The organism is Streptomyces albidus (ex Kaewkla and Franco 2022) (assembly GCF_013870515.1).
In the GTDB taxonomy this organism is placed as follows: Bacteria; Actinomycetota; Actinomycetes; order Streptomycetales; family Streptomycetaceae; genus Streptomyces; species Streptomyces albidus.
The window spans coordinates 1-16,109 of the sequence record NZ_JACBXA010000134.1 but is presented as its reverse complement, the minus strand read 5'-3'; the positions used below and the strand labels follow the sequence as shown (position 1 = coordinate 16,109).

General features: G+C 69.0%; 14 protein-coding genes and 1 tRNA gene. 11 read left to right on the top strand and 4 right to left on the bottom strand.

The features are described from left to right. Positions 1 to 871, top strand: an 871-nt coding sequence (locus tag H5J26_RS19220) for an amidase family protein (protein WP_268933113.1), incomplete at its 5' end; no start/stop codon positions are given. 71 nt (positions 872 to 942) lie between these two features. Here the strand turns inward: H5J26_RS19220 and H5J26_RS19215 are convergent. Further along, positions 943 to 1,464 carry a DUF3830 family protein gene (locus H5J26_RS19215; protein WP_181767138.1) on the bottom strand — a complete coding sequence of 174 codons (522 nt, stop codon included), beginning with the start codon at positions 1,462 to 1,464 and terminating at the stop codon, positions 943 to 945. A gap of 131 nt (positions 1,465 to 1,595) precedes the next feature. On the opposite strand from H5J26_RS19215, the gene ehuB reads away from it, so the two are divergent. The 10 genes from ehuB to H5J26_RS19165 all read left to right on the top strand — a co-directional run bounded on the left by ehuB (position 1,596) and on the right by H5J26_RS19165 (position 12,572). After that, a complete protein-coding gene (ehuB, locus tag H5J26_RS19210) occupies positions 1,596 to 2,531 on the top strand; it encodes an ectoine/hydroxyectoine ABC transporter substrate-binding protein EhuB (RefSeq protein ID WP_181767137.1) in 936 nt (311 codons plus the stop codon). Continuing rightward, complete coding sequence (ehuC, locus tag H5J26_RS19205) at positions 2,528 to 3,280, top strand: ectoine/hydroxyectoine ABC transporter permease subunit EhuC (RefSeq protein ID WP_181767136.1); 753 nt, start codon at positions 2,528 to 2,530, stop codon at positions 3,278 to 3,280. Before ehuB ends, ehuC begins: the two co-directional genes overlap by 4 nt. Further along, on the top strand, positions 3,277 to 3,927 hold the full coding sequence (gene ehuD, locus H5J26_RS19200; protein WP_181767135.1) for an ectoine/hydroxyectoine ABC transporter permease subunit EhuD: 651 nt from the start codon (positions 3,277 to 3,279) through the stop codon (positions 3,925 to 3,927). Before ehuC ends, ehuD begins: the two co-directional genes overlap by 4 nt. Beyond that, positions 3,917 to 4,732 carry an ectoine/hydroxyectoine ABC transporter ATP-binding protein EhuA gene (gene ehuA / locus H5J26_RS19195; protein WP_181767134.1) on the top strand — a complete coding sequence of 272 codons (816 nt, stop codon included), beginning with the start codon at positions 3,917 to 3,919 and terminating at the stop codon, positions 4,730 to 4,732. The genes ehuD and ehuA overlap by 11 nt, the downstream gene beginning before the upstream one ends. A 342-nt stretch (positions 4,733 to 5,074) precedes the next feature. After that, on the top strand, positions 5,075 to 5,833 hold the full coding sequence (locus tag H5J26_RS19190; protein WP_181767133.1) for an IclR family transcriptional regulator: 759 nt from the start codon (positions 5,075 to 5,077) through the stop codon (positions 5,831 to 5,833). A gap of 64 nt (positions 5,834 to 5,897) precedes the next feature. Next, positions 5,898 to 5,971: transfer RNA gene (locus tag H5J26_RS19185), tRNA-Lys, on the top strand. A gap of 279 nt (positions 5,972 to 6,250) precedes the next feature. Then, complete coding sequence (locus H5J26_RS19180) at positions 6,251 to 6,844, top strand: lytic polysaccharide monooxygenase auxiliary activity family 9 protein (protein ID WP_181767132.1); 594 nt, start codon at positions 6,251 to 6,253, stop codon at positions 6,842 to 6,844. 195 nt (positions 6,845 to 7,039) lie between these two features. Continuing rightward, positions 7,040 to 8,182, top strand: a complete 1,143-nt coding sequence (locus H5J26_RS19175; RefSeq protein ID WP_181767131.1) for a winged helix DNA-binding domain-containing protein — start codon at positions 7,040 to 7,042, stop codon at positions 8,180 to 8,182. A 434-nt stretch (positions 8,183 to 8,616) separates the two neighbouring features. Next, positions 8,617 to 10,578, top strand: a complete 1,962-nt coding sequence (locus H5J26_RS19170; protein ID WP_181767130.1) for a glycosyltransferase family 2 protein — start codon at positions 8,617 to 8,619, stop codon at positions 10,576 to 10,578. Then, positions 10,575 to 12,572: a kelch motif-containing protein gene (locus H5J26_RS19165; RefSeq protein WP_181767129.1), complete on the top strand. Its 1,998-nt coding sequence runs from the start codon at positions 10,575 to 10,577 to the stop codon at positions 12,570 to 12,572. Before H5J26_RS19170 ends, H5J26_RS19165 begins: the two co-directional genes overlap by 4 nt. Positions 12,573 to 12,695: 123 nt before the next feature. On the opposite strand, the gene H5J26_RS19160 is transcribed toward H5J26_RS19165, so the two are convergent. The 3 genes from H5J26_RS19160 to H5J26_RS19150 all read right to left on the bottom strand — a co-directional run bounded on the left by H5J26_RS19160 (position 12,696) and on the right by H5J26_RS19150 (position 16,094). Then, complete coding sequence (locus H5J26_RS19160; protein WP_181767128.1) at positions 12,696 to 13,799, bottom strand: glycoside hydrolase family 6 protein; 1,104 nt, start codon at positions 13,797 to 13,799, stop codon at positions 12,696 to 12,698. Positions 13,800 to 14,029: 230 nt separating this feature from the next. Beyond that, positions 14,030 to 14,809: an HAD-IIA family hydrolase gene (locus H5J26_RS19155; RefSeq protein ID WP_181767127.1), complete on the bottom strand. Its 780-nt coding sequence runs from the start codon at positions 14,807 to 14,809 to the stop codon at positions 14,030 to 14,032. Between the two features lie 166 nt (positions 14,810 to 14,975). Then, positions 14,976 to 16,094, bottom strand: a complete 1,119-nt coding sequence (locus H5J26_RS19150; RefSeq protein ID WP_309237978.1) for an ROK family protein — start codon at positions 16,092 to 16,094, stop codon at positions 14,976 to 14,978. Positions 16,095 to 16,109: the final 15 nt, after the last annotated feature.

Genomic DNA, 16,109 nt, shown 5'->3' with positions numbered 1-16,109 from the left:
GCGCATCCCGGCCGCCTTCTGCGGGATCTTCGCGCTCAAGCCGACGTACGGCAGGGTGCCGATCTATCCCGCCAGCGCCTTCGGCACGCTCGCGCACGTCGGCCCGATGACCCGGGACGCGGCGGACGCGGCGCTGCTGATGGACGTGATCTCGCAGCCGGACGCCCGCGACTGGTCCCAGCTGGCGCCGCCGCACGACAGCTTCCGCGAGACGGTGAAAAGCGGGGTGCGCGGCATGCGCATCGCGTACTCGCCGGACTTCGGCGGGCAGGTCGAGGTCCAGCCGGCGGTCGCAGCCGGAGTGCGGCGCGCGGTGGAGCGGCTGCAGGAGATGGGTGCGGTGGTCGAGGAGACCGATCCCGGATTCGAGGACCCGATCGAGGCGTTCCACTCGCTGTGGTTCGCGGGAGCGGCCCGGGTGACCCAGAACTTCACCGCCGAGCAGCGCGAGAAGATGGACCCCGCGCTGAGGGAGATCTGCGAGGACGGGGCCGCGCGCAGCGCGCTGGACTACCTGACCGCCGTCGACGTACGCATGGCGCTCGGCAAGAAGATGGGCGTCTTCCACGAGACGTACGACCTGCTCGTGACGCCGACCACGCCCGGCACCGCATTCGGGGCGGGCCTCGAGGTGCCCGAGGGCTCCGGATACCGGCGCTGGACCGAGTGGACGCCCTTCACGTACCCCTTCAACATGACGCAGCAGCCTGCCGCTTCGGTGCCCTGCGGCGTGGACGGGGACGGGCTGCCGATGGGCGTGCAGCTCGTGGCCGCACGCCACCGGGACGACCTCGTGCTCCGGGCGTCGCACGCCCTGTACGAGGCGGGGGCCGCCGACATGCCGGCCCCCGCCCTCGCAGGGATCGCCTGAGCCCTGGGGCGTGTCCGCGAAGCCCCGCCCGGGAGGCGGGAAGGCGGACGACGCTACTTCGCGGACACCCCCTAGGCCCGCCGGAAGTTGAGGGTCTCGCCCAGAGCGCCGGCCCGCCACAGGTCCTGACAGGCCTCAGCCATCCGGTCGAGACCGTCGACGATCGATCCCCAGACGATGCCGGGAACCCAGCCCGCGTCACCGTTGATGAGGAGGTTGTTGCGCTCGTAGAAGAGCGCGAGGTCGATCACGGTGGACCGGGTGGCGTGGGCGGCCTGTGCGCCCTGCTGCTCCGCCGCCGCCTCGTATCCGTACGAGGCGGTGCCCAACTGCGTGTTGGTGAAGGTGAAATAGCACAGATCGCCAGGAATGGGAGTGATCGTCGGATTCTCCAGCGGCGGCTCCTCCGGGGCGAAAGGCGGGATCAGCGCGTAGATCTCGTTGCGTGCGTACTTCGCGTGATAGACGTCGCCGCCCAGCGGCAGCGCGTTCCACACGGCCTCGCAGGTGATCGGTGCGCGGTCGTCGAGGAGCTTGGCTGTGCAGCTCACTCCCCGCTTGTCCAACGACACTTCGATGAAGCGCTCGGCCATCGTGCCTCCGGGTGGTGCTGAGATGGATCGTTTCCGTGTCAATGGTGGCGCAGCGGTCAAGCCCGCAACGAGCAGGTCAAGGGCTGAAAACGATCCGCATATCTTCAGCATGCCTGGGTAGCTGCGCGCCCATGGCTCCACCACGAGGGAACAACACCGGAAATACCGGGAACACCGGTAGAGGTCTTGGTCGCCGATCAGTGCTCGCAGGAGCGATGTCACTGACCGCGGCCGGAACGCTGGGCGCCACGACGGCATGCAGCCGTGTGGCCGGCGCCGACGCCGGAAACGGGGGGGATCTGCTGGAGAGAATGAGGATCCAGGGCACGGTGAAGGTCGGAATCGCCGGCGAACAGCCCTACAGCTACATCGACAAGAACGGTGAGCTGACGGGGGCGTCCCCGGCGATCGCGAGGATCATCTTCGGGCGGCTCGGCATCGACAACGTGCAGCCGATGCCCACCGAGTTCGCCTCGCTCATCCCCGGGCTCAACTCTCAGCAGTTCGACGTGGTCGCCGCGGGCATGTACATCACGCCCGAGCGCTGCGCGCAGGTTCTCTTCGCCGACCCCGAGTACGAGATGCGCGACGCGTTCATCGTCCGCAAGGGCAACCCCAAGGGTCTGCACACCTACAAGGACATCGCCGAGAAGGGCGCCAAGCTCGCCACCGGCGTCGGCTACGCGGAGATCGACTACGCGAAGGACGCCGGCATCAAGGAGGGCGAGATCAAGCTCCTGCCGGACCAGCTGGCAGGCCTGCTGGAGGTGCAGGGCGGCCGTGCGGACGTCTTCGCGGGCACTGCGGTCACCGTCCGCAATGTCGTGAGGCAGTCCAAGAGCGGGAAGACCGAGTTCACCAAGGCCTTCACGCCGCAGCTCGACGGCAAGCCCGACCTGGGCACCGGGGCGTTCGCCTTCCGCAAGGGCGAGACCAAGCTGCGCGACGCCTTCAACGAAGAGCTCCACAAGATGAAGAAGAGCGGTGAACTCCTTCGCATCATGAAGCCCTTCGGCTTCATCGAGCAGGAGATGACGACACAGACCGCGAAGGAGCGCTGCAAATGACGGACCTTACCTGGGGTCTGTGGGAGCTGCTGCTGAAGGGCGTCTGGGTCACCGTCCAGCTGACTTTCTTCAGCGCCCTGCTCGGAGCGGGCGTGGCGTTCGTGGTCGGGGTCGCACGTACCCACCGGCTGCGCGTCGTGCGCGTCCTCTCCGGTGCCTACATGGAGATCTTCCGCGGCACCTCCGCCCTCGTCCTGATGTTCTGGATGTTCTTCGTCCTGCCCGTCGCTCTGGGCTGGCAGCTGCTTCCCATGTGGTCGGCAGTGCTGGCACTTGGCCTGTCCTACGGGGCATACGGGTCGGAGATCGTTCGCGGGTCGCTGGCTGCTGTCGCTCCGGCGCAGCAGGAGGCGGGCATCGCACTCAGCTTCAGCCCGTGGCAGCGGCTCACCAAGATCGTGCTGCCGCAGGCGTGGCCGGAGATGATCCCGCCGGCCAACAACCTGCTGATCGAGCTGCTCAAGGGCACCGCCCTTGTGTCGATCATGGGTGTGGCGGACACCGCCTTCGGCGCGATGCTGGTGCGTAACGCGACCGGCGAAAGCGCCCCCGTCTACACGATCATCCTGGTGATGTACTTCGTACTCGCCTTCGTACTCACCCGTGGCATGCGCGTGCTGGAGCGGCATGCGAAGGCGGGTATCGGTCAGGCACCCCCGGAGAAGTCCCTCGGCGTACGGCGCCGGGTGAACGTTCCGCGCCAGGCCGAGGCCCCCCGTGACGTTCCCAGCGCCGGAGGTGCCTCATGAAATGGGACTGGTCCGCAGTCAGCGACTTCATGCCGCGTCTCCTGGATGGCGTTCTGGTCACCCTGCAGGCGCTGGTGCTGGGCTCGCTGATCGCTTTCGCACTCGGCCTGGTCTGGGCGATGGCCCAGCGCTCCAACCTGAAGGTCATCAGCTGGCCCGTGATGGTGATCACGGAGTTCATCCGCAACACGCCGCTGCTGGTGCAGCTGTTCTTCCTGTACTACGTGCTGCCCGAGTGGAACGTGACCTTCTCGGCCCTGGTGACGGGTGTCATCGGCCTGGGTCTGCACTACTCGACGTACACCGCGGAGGTCTACCGCGCCGGCATCGACGGCGTGCCCGTCGGGCAGTGGGAAGCGTGCACGGCACTGAGCCTGCCGCGTACGCGCACGTGGAGTGCGGTGATCCTGCCGCAGGCGATCCGTCGCGTGGTGCCCGCACTGGGCAACTACGTCATCGCGATGCTGAAGGACTCACCGATGCTCATGACGATCGGTGCGCTGGAAATGCTGGGCCAGGCGCGGCAGTTCAGTGCCGAGACCTTCCAGCCGACTGAGCCGGTCACGGTCATCGGCATCGTCTTCATCCTGATCGCCTACCCGGCATCCCTGCTTATGAGAGCTCTGGAGCGTCGACTTGTCCACTGACAGCAGCACTTCGAAGGAAACCAGGAACCCGGCCGTCGACGGCACTGAACTGATCGAGTTCAAGGACGTCACCAAGCGGTTCGGCAACAACGTCGTCCTCGACAACCTGTGCTTCAACGTCGACTCCGGCAAGCACGTCACACTCATCGGGCCGTCGGGATCCGGAAAGACCACGATCCTGCGGCTGCTGATGACGCTGGTGAAGCCGGAGGAAGGCACCATCAAGGTCGCCGGCGACTACCTCACCCATGAGCAGAGGGACGGCAAGCTGGTGCCCGCGAGCGAGCGCCACAGCCGCGAGGTACGCAAGAACATCGGCATGGTGTTCCAGCAGTTCAACCTCTTCCCCAACATGAGGGTCCTGCGGAACATCACCGAGGCGCCCGTCCACGTCCTGGGCCTGCCCAAGGACGAGGCGGAGCAGCGTGCACGGGAACTGCTCGAACTGGTCGGTCTGACCGAGCACATCGACAAGTACCCGAGCCAGCTCTCCGGCGGTCAGCAGCAGCGTGTGGCCATCGCCCGCGCGCTGGCGATGCGGCCGCAGGTACTGCTCCTGGACGAGGTCACCTCCGCGCTCGACCCGGAGCTGGTGGCCGGCGTGCTGGACGTCCTGCGGGACATCGCGCACACCACGGACATCACCATGCTCTGCGTCACGCACGAGATGAACTTCGCCCGTGACATCTCGGACGACGTGCTGATGTTCGACGCCGGCCGCGTCATCGAGTCCGGATCGCCGGAGAAGATCTTCAGCGACCCGGAGCACGAGCGCACGAGGGAGTTCCTCAGCGCGGTGCTGTAGGCGCCCTCGCAAGCGGAGCCACGCGGAGCCCGGTCCGGCCTTTGTGCCGGGCCGGGCTCCGCGCATGTGCGGGTTCTGCGCCCCACGGAACGGAACGCCGACTTCCCCTCCCTGCGGGCCGGTCGGCCACGAAATCCGCAGCCACCGCGCGCCGACGGGGGCGGGGCGCACTCCGGAGACCCCCGATGGACACGTCCACGGCCTCTACCAGGGCAAGGACGCATATGCCAAATAAGGGCAACGCGCCCCACCGGCAGACCTGTTGACCGCTATCGTGAAGAGCAACCGTGACCGCACGCGACGGTCACGACGCAAACGGTCACACCTTCAAGGGGGCCCGTCGTGGCGTTGAAGCCGGAGCACACCGCGCCGTTCCACTCAGTGCGGTACGCGCTGCGTGTGCTGGAGGCGATCGCCGGCCACCGCGACGGCGTGACGGAGGCGGCCCTGTCCCAGGAGACGGGTCTCCCCCCGGGTCACCTCGCCCATCTGCTGCCGATGCTCTGCCGCGAGAACTACGCGGAGCAGCTCGAGGACGGCACGTACGTAGTCGGTGAGTCGCTGGTCCTGCTCGGTTCCGGCGGCGACCGCGGGCGCGCCCTGGACGAGCGCCTGGAGCGGACCCTCTCCGATCTGCGCGACACCGTCGGCGCCGCCGTCTACCTCAGCCGCTACAAGGACGGCGAGCTGGAGGTCACCCGCTACGCCGACAGCCCCGTGACCCCCGCGGTCAACGAATGGGTCGACTTCCGCTCCGCCCTGCACGCGACCGCGATCGGCAAGTGCCTTCTGGGCCAGCTCGATCACGACGGCCGCAGGGACCACCTCTCCCGGCACAGGACCGCCCGGCTCACCTCGCGCACTATCACGGACGAACGCCTGCTGCTCAGCACGCTGGACAGGCAGCCGCCGACCGTGCCGGTGCTCGATCTCCAGGAGTACGCGGTGGGCACGGTGTGTGCGGCGGTGCCCGTCACGGCCGGGTCGTCGGTGGGATGTCTGGCGCTCTCACTGCCCGTCGAGCAGGCGCACCGGCTGCGCAGAGCCGCCGAAACGCTGAGCCGCAAGGCCGCTCCGGTCATGCTGTCGCTGGCGATCTGATCATGGTCATGAGCACCCCCGCCGAGGGGGTAGTATTTCCCGCGTCGGCCTTCGAGGCCGACAGGCGCCGTTAGCTCAGTTGGTTAGAGCAGCTGACTCTTAATCAGCGGGTCCGGGGTTCGAGTCCCTGACGGCGTACCTTGCGAAACCGGAAGCCCTCCGCACAGGCGGGGGGCTTCCGTCGTTCCCGGGGCACCGCTTCCGCGGCGGCCCCGACCCAAGCCCCGGGCCCCTGACGCGGCCCCGACTCCCGTACGTCCACCGGGTGTCGGCAGGCGCTGCGGCCCGGCCGCCCGCACCCCGGTCCCCTCAGAATTGGTCTGGACATCTCCCCGGGCGCACGCTAGATTCACCACTTGGTCTAGACCGTTGTACGCAGTGCACGCACTCCGATCCCCCACGATCAGCAGGAGCGACATGCGCAAGAGGATCACAGCGGCCGCCGTAGGACTGGGACTTGGCGCTGCGGCCATGTTCTTCACCGGCAACTCCGCGCAGGGCCACGGCTTCAGCACCGACCCCGCCAGCCGTCAGGCGAACTGTGCCGACGGCACCGTCACAGGCTGCGGCGCCGTGGAGAACGAACCCCAGAGCGTCGAAGGCCCCAAGGGCTTCCCCGAAGCCGGGCCGGAGGACGGCTCCATCTGCGCCGGCGGCAACGAGGGCTTCAAGGAACTCGACGACCCGCGCGGCGGCGACTGGCCCGCCAACAAGCTCGACGCCGGAGCCGCCCACACCTTCAAGTGGTCGATGACGGCGATGCATTCGACGACCGACTTCAGCTTCTACGTCACCAAGGACGGCTGGGACCCGGCCGAGCCGCTCACGCGTGCCGACCTCGAACCCGAGCCGTTCCTGAAGGTGCCCATGAACGGAGACAAGCCCCCCGCCGAGTGGACCGGCGAAGGCAAGCTCCCGGAGGGCAAGTCGGGCAGGCATCTGATCCTGGGCGTCTGGACGATCGCCGACACGGCCAACGCGTTCTACTCCTGCTCCGACGTCGAGTTCTGACGAGCCGGGCAGACGGCCACGCGTCCCCGCCGACGCCACACGGAACCGGGTACGGCCCGGCCGCGCCCCACCGCGGCCGGGCCGTACTCCCGTCCGGCCGCACTCCCGTCCCGGGCGCCCGTACCGCAGGTCCGCCCCGGTCACGTACGGCCCACCCGCATGGCGCCCCCGCACCCGATCGGCCAGACTCCCCTCATGCACCCCGCCACTCTCACCACCAGGGCTCTCGGCCGTGCCCTCGTCGCGCGCCAACTGCTCGCCGAGCGGGCGCGGATGACCGCACTCGAAGCCGTCGAGCACCTGGTCGGCCTCCAGGCGCAGGCGCCGAAGCCGCCCTACTTCGGCCTCTGGTCACGTCTTGCCGGATTCCGGGCCGAGGAACTGGCGGCGCTGCTGCGGGAGCGGCAGGTCGTGCGCGTCAGCGTGATGCGCGGCACCGTGCATCTGGTGAGCGCGGCGGACTGCCTTCAACTGCGGCCGCTGACCCGGGTGTTGTACGAGCGCATCCTGCGCACCAACTACCGCGAGCGGCTTGCGGGGGCCGACCCCGCAGAGATCGCCGAAGCGGGGCTCTCCCTTCTGCGGCAGCAACCACGAAGCGCCCGCGAACTGGCCGTCGAGCTGGGCGAGTTGTGGCCTACGCACGATCCGCAGGCGCTGTCGCAGGCGGCGCGCGCGCTCTGCGACGTCGTGCAGATCCCGCCGCGCGGCCTGTGGGGACGCTCGGGTCAGCCCACCTACGAGACGATCGAGTCCTGGCTGGGGCGCCCCGTCTCGCCCGAACCGTCCGTGGAGAGAGTCGTGTTGCGGTATCTGGGCGCCTTCGGACCGGCGTCGGTCATGGACGCGCAGACGTGGTCGGGGCTGACGCGCCTCGGCGAGGTCGTGGAGCGGCTCCGCCCTCAGTTGCGCGTCTTCCGCAGCGAGAGCGGGCGGGAGCTCTTCGACCTGCCCGACGCCCCGCGTCCCGATCCCGAACTGCCTCTGCCCGCACGTTTCGTGGCCGAGTACGACAACCTCATCCTCTCCCACGCCGACCGTACGCGCGTGATCGACGACGCCGCCCGCAGGACCATCGCGAGCCGGAACGGCCAGGTGCCCGGCACCATCCTGCTGGACGGCAGGGTGCGGGGGATGTGGAAGGCGGAGCAGCCGCGGAGGAAGGCGGCGACGCTGACCGTGACGCCCTTCGGGCGACGGCTGACCGGGGACGAGGAGCAGGCGGTCGCGGTCGAGGGCGAGCGGCTGCTGCGCTTCGCGGTGCACGGCGGCGAGGAGGACGACACCCCGGGCGCGGAGGAGTACACGGTCGGCTTCGCGGCACCGGCCGGACTCTGAGGCGTCACCGCTCGTCGGCGTCCGGGTGCCCGGAGGCAACGCCGCCGCCACTCACGGGCAAGCCCGCGTTCCTGCAGGCCCACACAACTCGCCCATATCGATGACACATCCATCACAGAGAACCCGGATATCAAGCCGCAACTGGCATCAAGCGCCGCATTTCGCCCTTGCGTTCGGGCCAGGAGTCGGAGAACCTACCGACGACTCCGACTACCCCGCAGCCCCGCCAAAACACGGGCGACGGGGCACGGCTGAACAAGGCCGAGCCTGAAACGGCGTACGGACGGCGAACCGGAGACCGACCACATGGAACCGGGCGTCGGCCGCATGAAGTCTCAGTACGAAGCAGCCGACGCCTGCCGCGCCCGGGGCCGCGGGGAAGGACGCGGGAAGTACGAGCACACGCAGCCTGCTGCGTTCAGGGGGACGGACCCATGACCTCTACCAGGGCCGGCGGCGACCAGCCGGGACCGGAGCAGGAAGCTCACGACGACCCGACGCGGACGACGCAGCTGCGCATACCCCGCCATATCCGGCAGAGAGCCCGCGAGACCCTGGGCGGTCGTGCCCGGTGGGCGCCCAAGGAACTGCCCCGCTACGACTACGAGCACTACAGCCGTCTCGCCGGGCCGCTCAGCCAGCCCGACCCCGACAAGCCGTACCGGGTCGCCTACCGCAGCCTGCTGGCCGACGAGCCGCACCGCTTCAGAGCGGCGATCCTGCTCGGCCTGGCGCCGCTGCTCTCGGCCGGTCTGCTCGCCTGGCTGATGCAGCCGCAGCACTGGACCCAGCGCGACGACGGCGCCGTCTCGGACCTGGTGCTCAAGCTCGACATCGTGATGCTGGTCTCCATCGGCCTGATCGAGCTGTTCCGTACGCTCAACGTCCTCTCCAACGCGCACGCCACGCTCGTGGCCAGGGACCCGATACCCGTCGTGCCGGAGTCCGGAACCCGCGTCGCCTTCCTCACCTCCTTCGTTCCCGGCAAGGAACCGATCGAGATGGTGACGAAGACGCTCGAGGCGGCCGTGAAGATCCGGCACCGGGGGCTGCTGCACATCTGGCTGCTCGACGAAGGCGACGACCCGGAGGTCAAGGACGTCTGCCGCCGCCTCGGCGTGCACCACTTCACCCGCAAGGGCGTGCCCCGCTGGAACAAGAAGAAGGGCCCGCACCGGGCCAAGACCAAGCACGGCAACTACAACGCCTGGCTGGCCGCGCACGGCGAGAACTACGACTACTTCGCCTCGGTCGACACCGACCACGTGCCGCTGCCCAACTACCTGGAGCGGATGCTCGGTTACTTCCGCGACCCCGACATCGGCTTCGTCATCGGCCCGCAGGTCTACGGCAACTACGACAACTTCGTGACCAAGGCCGCCGAGAGCCAGCAGTTCCTCTTCCACGCCCTCATCCAGCGCGCCGGGAACCGCTACAACGCCCCCATGTTCGTCGGTACCAGCAACGCCGTACGCATCAAGGCCATCAAGGGCATCGGCGGCCTGTACGACTCCATCACCGAGGACATGGCCACCGGCTTCGAGCTGCACCGGGCGAGGAACCCCGAGACGGGCCGCAAGTGGCGCTCGGTCTACACCCCGGACGTGCTCGCCGTGGGTGAGGGCCCCAACGCCTGGACGGACTTCTTCACCCAGCAACTGCGCTGGTCCCGCGGCACGTACGAGACGATCCTCAAGCAGTACTGGCGCGGCCTGTTCACCATGCCGCCCGGCAAGCTCTTCAACTACACGATGCTGATGATCTTCTACCCGATCTCGGCGCTCAACTGGATCCTGGCCGCGCTGAGTTGTGCGCTGTTCCTGGGCCTGGGCGCCTCGGGTGTGCAGATCGACCCGACGGTCTGGATGGCGCTGTACGGCAACGCCTCCGCCCTCCAGATCGGGCTCTACATCTGGAACCGGCGGCACAACGTCTCCCCGCACGAGCCGGAGGGCTCAGGCGGTCTCGCGGGAATGCTCATGTCCGCGCTCTCCGCGCCGATCTACGCCCGCTCCCTCTTCGACACCGTGCTGCGCCGCAAGAGCAAGTTCGTGGTGACCCCCAAGGGCGATTCGGCAAGCCCCGACACCCTGTTCGGGACCTTCCGCATCCACCTCTTCTTCATCCTCGTCTTCGGCGGCTCGCTGGGCGGGTCCTTCTACCTGGGCCACGACCACCCGGCGATGATCACCTGGGCCGCGCTCGCGCTGCTGATCACGGCCGCGCCGATCATCGGCTGGCGCGTCACCGTGCGCGCGGAGAAGAAGAAGCGGAAGCAGCGCCGGCACCGCCACCGGCAGGGCGGACCGCTTCCGCCGCCCGTCGCCGGTGGACCCGACCCGACGCAGGCGAAGCCCGTACCAGCGCAGACCGCCCCTGGGGGACGTGAAAGATGAAGTACCGACCGAGCCGTCGTACGCGGCGCACGGCCATAGCGACGACCGTGGTGCTGGTGATCGCGGGGTTCAACGGCCCCGTGCTCTACGACATAGCCTCGGAGAAATACCACCACTACAAGATCAACGAGCCCGAGTACAAAGCGGCGAACGGGCATTGGAAGACGGTGCAGGTCCCCAGGAAGTACCGGATCAACACGATCCACGCCGCGCTGCTGCACACCGGCAAGGTCCTGCTGGTGGCCGGGTCGGGCAACGACGCCAAGCAGTTCAACGCCAAGACCTTCCGCACGGTGCTGTGGGACCCGGAGAAGAACACCTTCAGGAACATCCACACGCCCAACGACCTCTTCTGCGCCGGACACACCCAACTCCCCGACGGGAAACTGCTCGTCGCCGGCGGCACCCGGCGCTACGAGAAGCTGGGCGGCGACGTGAAGAAGGCCGGCGGCCTGATGATCGTCCACAACGAGAACCCCGACCGCGCCAAGACCATCAAGGCCGGCACCCGCTTCACCGGGCGTAAGAACGGCAAGACCTTCGAGGCGAAGGACAGCATCCTGGTCCCGCGCGCGAAGAAGAAGCCCGACCCCGTCACCGGGCAGGTCAAGACGGCCCCCAGCGTCGCCCGTGTGTACGTCGAGGCGGCCGAGCGCGGCAAGCAGTACCAGACCGGGACCGAGGACAACTACCGCGTTCAGGGGCTCCGCGGCGCCGACCGCAAGAACGTCTACGGCATCGCGCAGAAGCTCTCCTTCGACAAGAAGGACTTCCAAGGCATCAAGGACACCTACGAGTTCGACCCCGTGGCCGAGCGCTACATCAAGGTCGACCCGATGCACGAGGCGCGCTGGTATCCGACGCTGACGACCCTGGAGGACGGCAAGGTCCTCTCCGTGTCGGGGCTGGACGACATCGGTCAGGTCGTCCCCGGCAAGAACGAGATCTACGACCCGCAGACCAAGAAGTGGGAGTACCTGCCGCGCAAGCGGTTCTTCCCCACCTACCCGGGCCTGCACCTCACCGACGACAACAAGATCTTCTACTCGGGCGCCAACGCCGGTTACGGCCCCGCCGACAAGGGCCGCACACCCGGCCTGTGGGACCTGCAGACCAACGGCTTCCGCAAGATCCCCGGCATGAGCGACCCCGACGCGCTGGAGACGGCGATGTCCGTGCCCCTGCCGCCCAGCCAGAGCCGCAAGTTCATGGTGCTCGGCGGCGGAGGTGTCGGCGAGTCGAAGAAGGCAACCGCGAAGACCCGCATCGTGGACCTCAAGGACCCCGCCCCGCGCTTCGTGAACGGGCCCGAACTCTACGACAAGGCCCGCTACCCCAGCAGCGTCGTCCTGCCCGACGACAAGGTGCTGACGACCAACGGATCCGGCGACTACCGCGGCCGCAGCGACACCAACGTGCTCAAGGCCGAGATCTACGACCCCCGGAGCAACACCAAGAAGGGCGTCGCCGACCCCCTGGTGGGCCGCAACTACCACTCCGGCGCCCTGCTGCTGCCCGACGGACGGGTGATGACGTTCGGATCCGACTCGCTCTTCTCCGACAAGGCCAACACCAAGCCCGGACAGTTCGAGCAGCAGATCGACATCTACACCCCGCCCTACCTCCACCAGAAGGGCTCACGCCCGCAGTTGGAGCACGCGGGACTGGCGGAGCAGAACACCAGGACGGTACGGCTCGGCGGATCCGCGTCCTTCAAGAGCGACGACCCGGACGCCATCAAGAAGATGCGGCTGATCCGCCCCAGCTCCTTCACCCACGTCACCAACGTCGAACAGTCCTCCGTCGCCCTGGACTTCAAGAGGACGGCGGACGCTGTCACGGTCGAACTGCCCGACGACCCCTCACTCGTGACGCCCGGCTGGTGGATGGTCACCGCTGTCGACGGCAGGGGCGTCCCGTCGAAGTCGCTGTGGCTGAAGGTTCCACGCTCGGCCGCCGCGACGGCGCCGACGACGACTCCGCTCTCGCCCTGACGTCTCTCCCGCAGTGACGTGTCACGTGCTCCCGCCGGCATCCGGCGGGAGCACGGCTGTGAGGGGGCATGCGGCGGGCGACCGCGCGGGAAGGGACGGGTCGGCCCCTCCCGTTGCGAGCGGTCAGCCCTTGCCGTTGCGGGCGAGCTTCAGCGCGTACTCGGGCCACCACTGCCCCGCCTGCGGGCCGCCCTTGCACTCGCCGTCCGACTCGCCGGGGCGCTTGATCCACAGATAGCCGTCGATCAGCTCGTCGGTGGTCTTCGTCGTCGGCGACTCCCCCAGAGCACGACCGGGGGGATTGCACCACGCCTCCTCGTCGGCTCCCGCACCCGCGACCGGACCGTTGCCGTTACGGCTGGTGTCGATGACGAAGGGCTTGTTGCCGACCATCGGCGAGAACTTCTTGCCGTAGGCCGAATTCGACGCGGTGGTCTGGTAGTTGGAGACGTTCAGCGAGAAGCCGTCGGCCGCATCGATGCCCGCACGCCTCATCGGCTCGACGAGCCCGCCCGGGTCACGCACCCAGTCGGGGTTCCCCGCGTCCAGATAGACCCGGGTGCGCGGCAGCTTCTTGAGCTTGCTGACCGTCTCGTTGAGCAACTGGTAGCGCTCGGGCTGGAAACGGGCCGGGGTGCAGCCTTCCATCAGCATGTGCGGAATGGCGTCCGGCTCCACGATCACCGTCGCCGCACGCTTGCCGATGCCCTTGAGGACTCCGTTCAGCCAGGCCCGGTAGGCGCCGGCGTCGGAGGCGCCGCCCCTGGAGTACTGGCCGCAGTCGCGGTGCGGCAGGTTGTAGAGGACCAGCAGCGCCTCGCGGTCCGACTCGGCCGCCGCGCTCGTGACCTTCCGCGTCTGCCCCTCGGGGTCGTCCGCGCCGATCCACTCCGCGACGGGCTGGTCGGCGATCTTCCGCATCAGTGACGCCTCTTGCGTCTTTCCGCCCTCGCGGTAGGCGGCGGCGTCGCGCGCCGCGTTGCTCTTCGGATCGACCCAGTACGGAGTGACCGACTTCGGTCTCTGCAACTCCTCGGCCTTGTCCTTGCCCCCGCCCTTCCCGCCGGATCCCGACCCGGAGTCCGAGGAGCAGCCGGCCAGCAGCAGGCCCGCCAGCACGAGGGCACCGCCGGTGACGTACCGGGAGCGAGCTGCGGAACGCCGCCCGCCCTCACCGGATCTCACACCGGCTCCGCTCCGGAGACCGTCACTGTCGCTGCCGTACATCCACTCCCCCTTGGTGGGCTTCCCCCTGCGAGCACCAGAACCGGATCGCCCATCGTGTCACAGCGCCCCCACGGCACGCGGAAGTCTCCACCTGCCGTTACGCGGCCGTTGAACGCCCGTTCCCGCCCCGGACTCGCGGCGCTCCACGGGCCGCTGCTCGCGGCCGGCACGCAACTGACGTACAGCTCGGGGCCGTTGCACGTCGGCGGGCCGTCCCGCAGCGCGTCGGCTCAGACGCGGTCGACCAGATCCGCGATGGAGTTCACGACTTTCGACGCCCGGTAGGGGAAGCGGTCCACCTCGTCCGGCCGGGTCAGACCGGTCAGCACCAGGAAGGTCTCCAGACCCGCCTCCATGCCGGCTCGAACGTCCGTGTCCATCCGGTCGCCGATCATCGCGGACGTCTCGGAATGCGCCCCGATCGCGTTCAGACCCGCGCGCATCATCAGCGGGTTGGGCTTGCCGACGAAGTACGGCTCCTGGCCGGTGGCCTTGGTGATGAGCGCCGCGACCGAACCGGTGGCGGGCAGCGCGCCCTCCGCCGAGGGGCCGGTCTCGTCGGGGTTGGTCGCGATGAACCTGGCGCCGTCGTTGATCAGCCGGATCGCCTTCGTCAGCGACTCGAAGCTGTAGGTACGGGTCTCGCCCAGCACCACGTAGTCCGGCTCGGCGTCGGAGAGGACGTAACCGATGTCGTGCAGCGCAGTCGTCAGCCCTGCCTCGCCGATGGCGTACGCGGTGCCGCCGGGACGCTGGTCGTCCAGGAACTGCGCGGTGGCCAGCGCCGAGGTCCAGATGTTCTCGGTCGGCACGTCCAGACCGATGCGGCCCAGCCGGGCGTGCAGGTCGCGCGGGGTGTAGATCGAGTTGTTGGTGAGCACGAGGAAGGGGCGCTCGGACTCCTTCAGGCGCTTGAGGAACGCGTCGGCCCCGGGGACCGGGACCCCCTCGTGCATCAGCACACCGTCCATGTCGGTGAGCCATGACTCGATCGGCTTGCGCTCTGCCACGTGACGGCTCCTGCCAAGGGTCGGTTCGGCCTCGCGGGACCGGTCTCGCCGGCCGCCGTCTTCACCCTACGGCCTGCTTTGTGGCCACACCTTCAGCCCCTTCGTCCGCCTCGTGCGCGAGGCTCGGAGCCGGCCGGCGGGTGGACTCGTGCGCCACGGCGACCGGTCATCCGGGACGGCCCGGCTGCGCTCCGTGTACGCGGCCGAAGAGCGGTGCGAGGACCAGTTGCGCCGCACCGTCGGCCACCGTCCGCGCGCCTTCCGGCACGAGCTCGACCCGGACACCGCCCCTGGCGCTCTCGGCCGTTCCGTCCTCGTCCCGGCCGTCCTCCAGCCCCGCGGGGGTCCCGCGCAGCTGCTCCGCGACGCCGTCGACGAAGGTGTCCGGGGCCGCCAGCACCGTACGACCGCCCAGCAGCACGCGGTCGACGTCCAGCAGGTTCACGAGATTCGCAGCGGCGACTCCGAGCACGCGGGCCGCCTCCCGGGTGTCGCCCCGCCGTACGGCTTCCAGGCACAGCGCCTCGGCACAGCCGTGCTTCCCGCACCGGCACGGCGGCCCGTCGAGCTGGAGGACCTGGTGGCCGAACTCCCCCGCGCCGTTGCGCCTGCCCCGGTGGATGCGGCCCTCCAGCACCAGTCCCGCGCCGAGCCCCGTACCGAGGTGCAGGTAGGCGAGGGATTCACGGCCGCGCAGCGCGAGACCGAGAGCGGCGGCGTTGGTGTCCTTGTCGATGACGACGGGCATGCCCAGCCGCTGCACGAGCGCGTCCCGCAGCGGGTATCCCGCCCAGCGCGGATGGCCCGTGACGTGGTGGAGCACGCCGCGGGCGTGATCGAGGGGGCCGGGAGCGGCGACTCCCACGCCGAGCACGCTTCCCCAGCGTCCGGCGACGTCCGGCTCGTCCTCCCGGGCTCCGGGCTCGCCGTCGGCTGAGGCTCCAGCTCCTGCTTCCGCCTCTGGTACGGCTCCGGCTCGGGGCTCCGCCACGGGTGCGGCAGGCCCGGGCGCCGGTTCCGGCACGGCTGTCCGCCCTTCTTCGAGCTCGGCTTCCTGCCCGGCCGGGGTGTCGGCGGTCTCCCCGGCGTGCCCGCTCTGCTCGGCCTGCCCGCTCTGCTCGGCCTGCTCGTTCTGCTCCGTCTTCTCTGCCTTCTCTGCCTTTTCGGCGTCGCCCCCCGTCCCCTCCCACAGCTCGCCCTCCTCCGACACCGCCTGCCGCATTTCGCTGCTGCGGTCCTCCCGCGGCGCCTCCGCGGTGTGTGCCGGATGCCTGCTCGTCCACACCTCCCCCGCGGACGC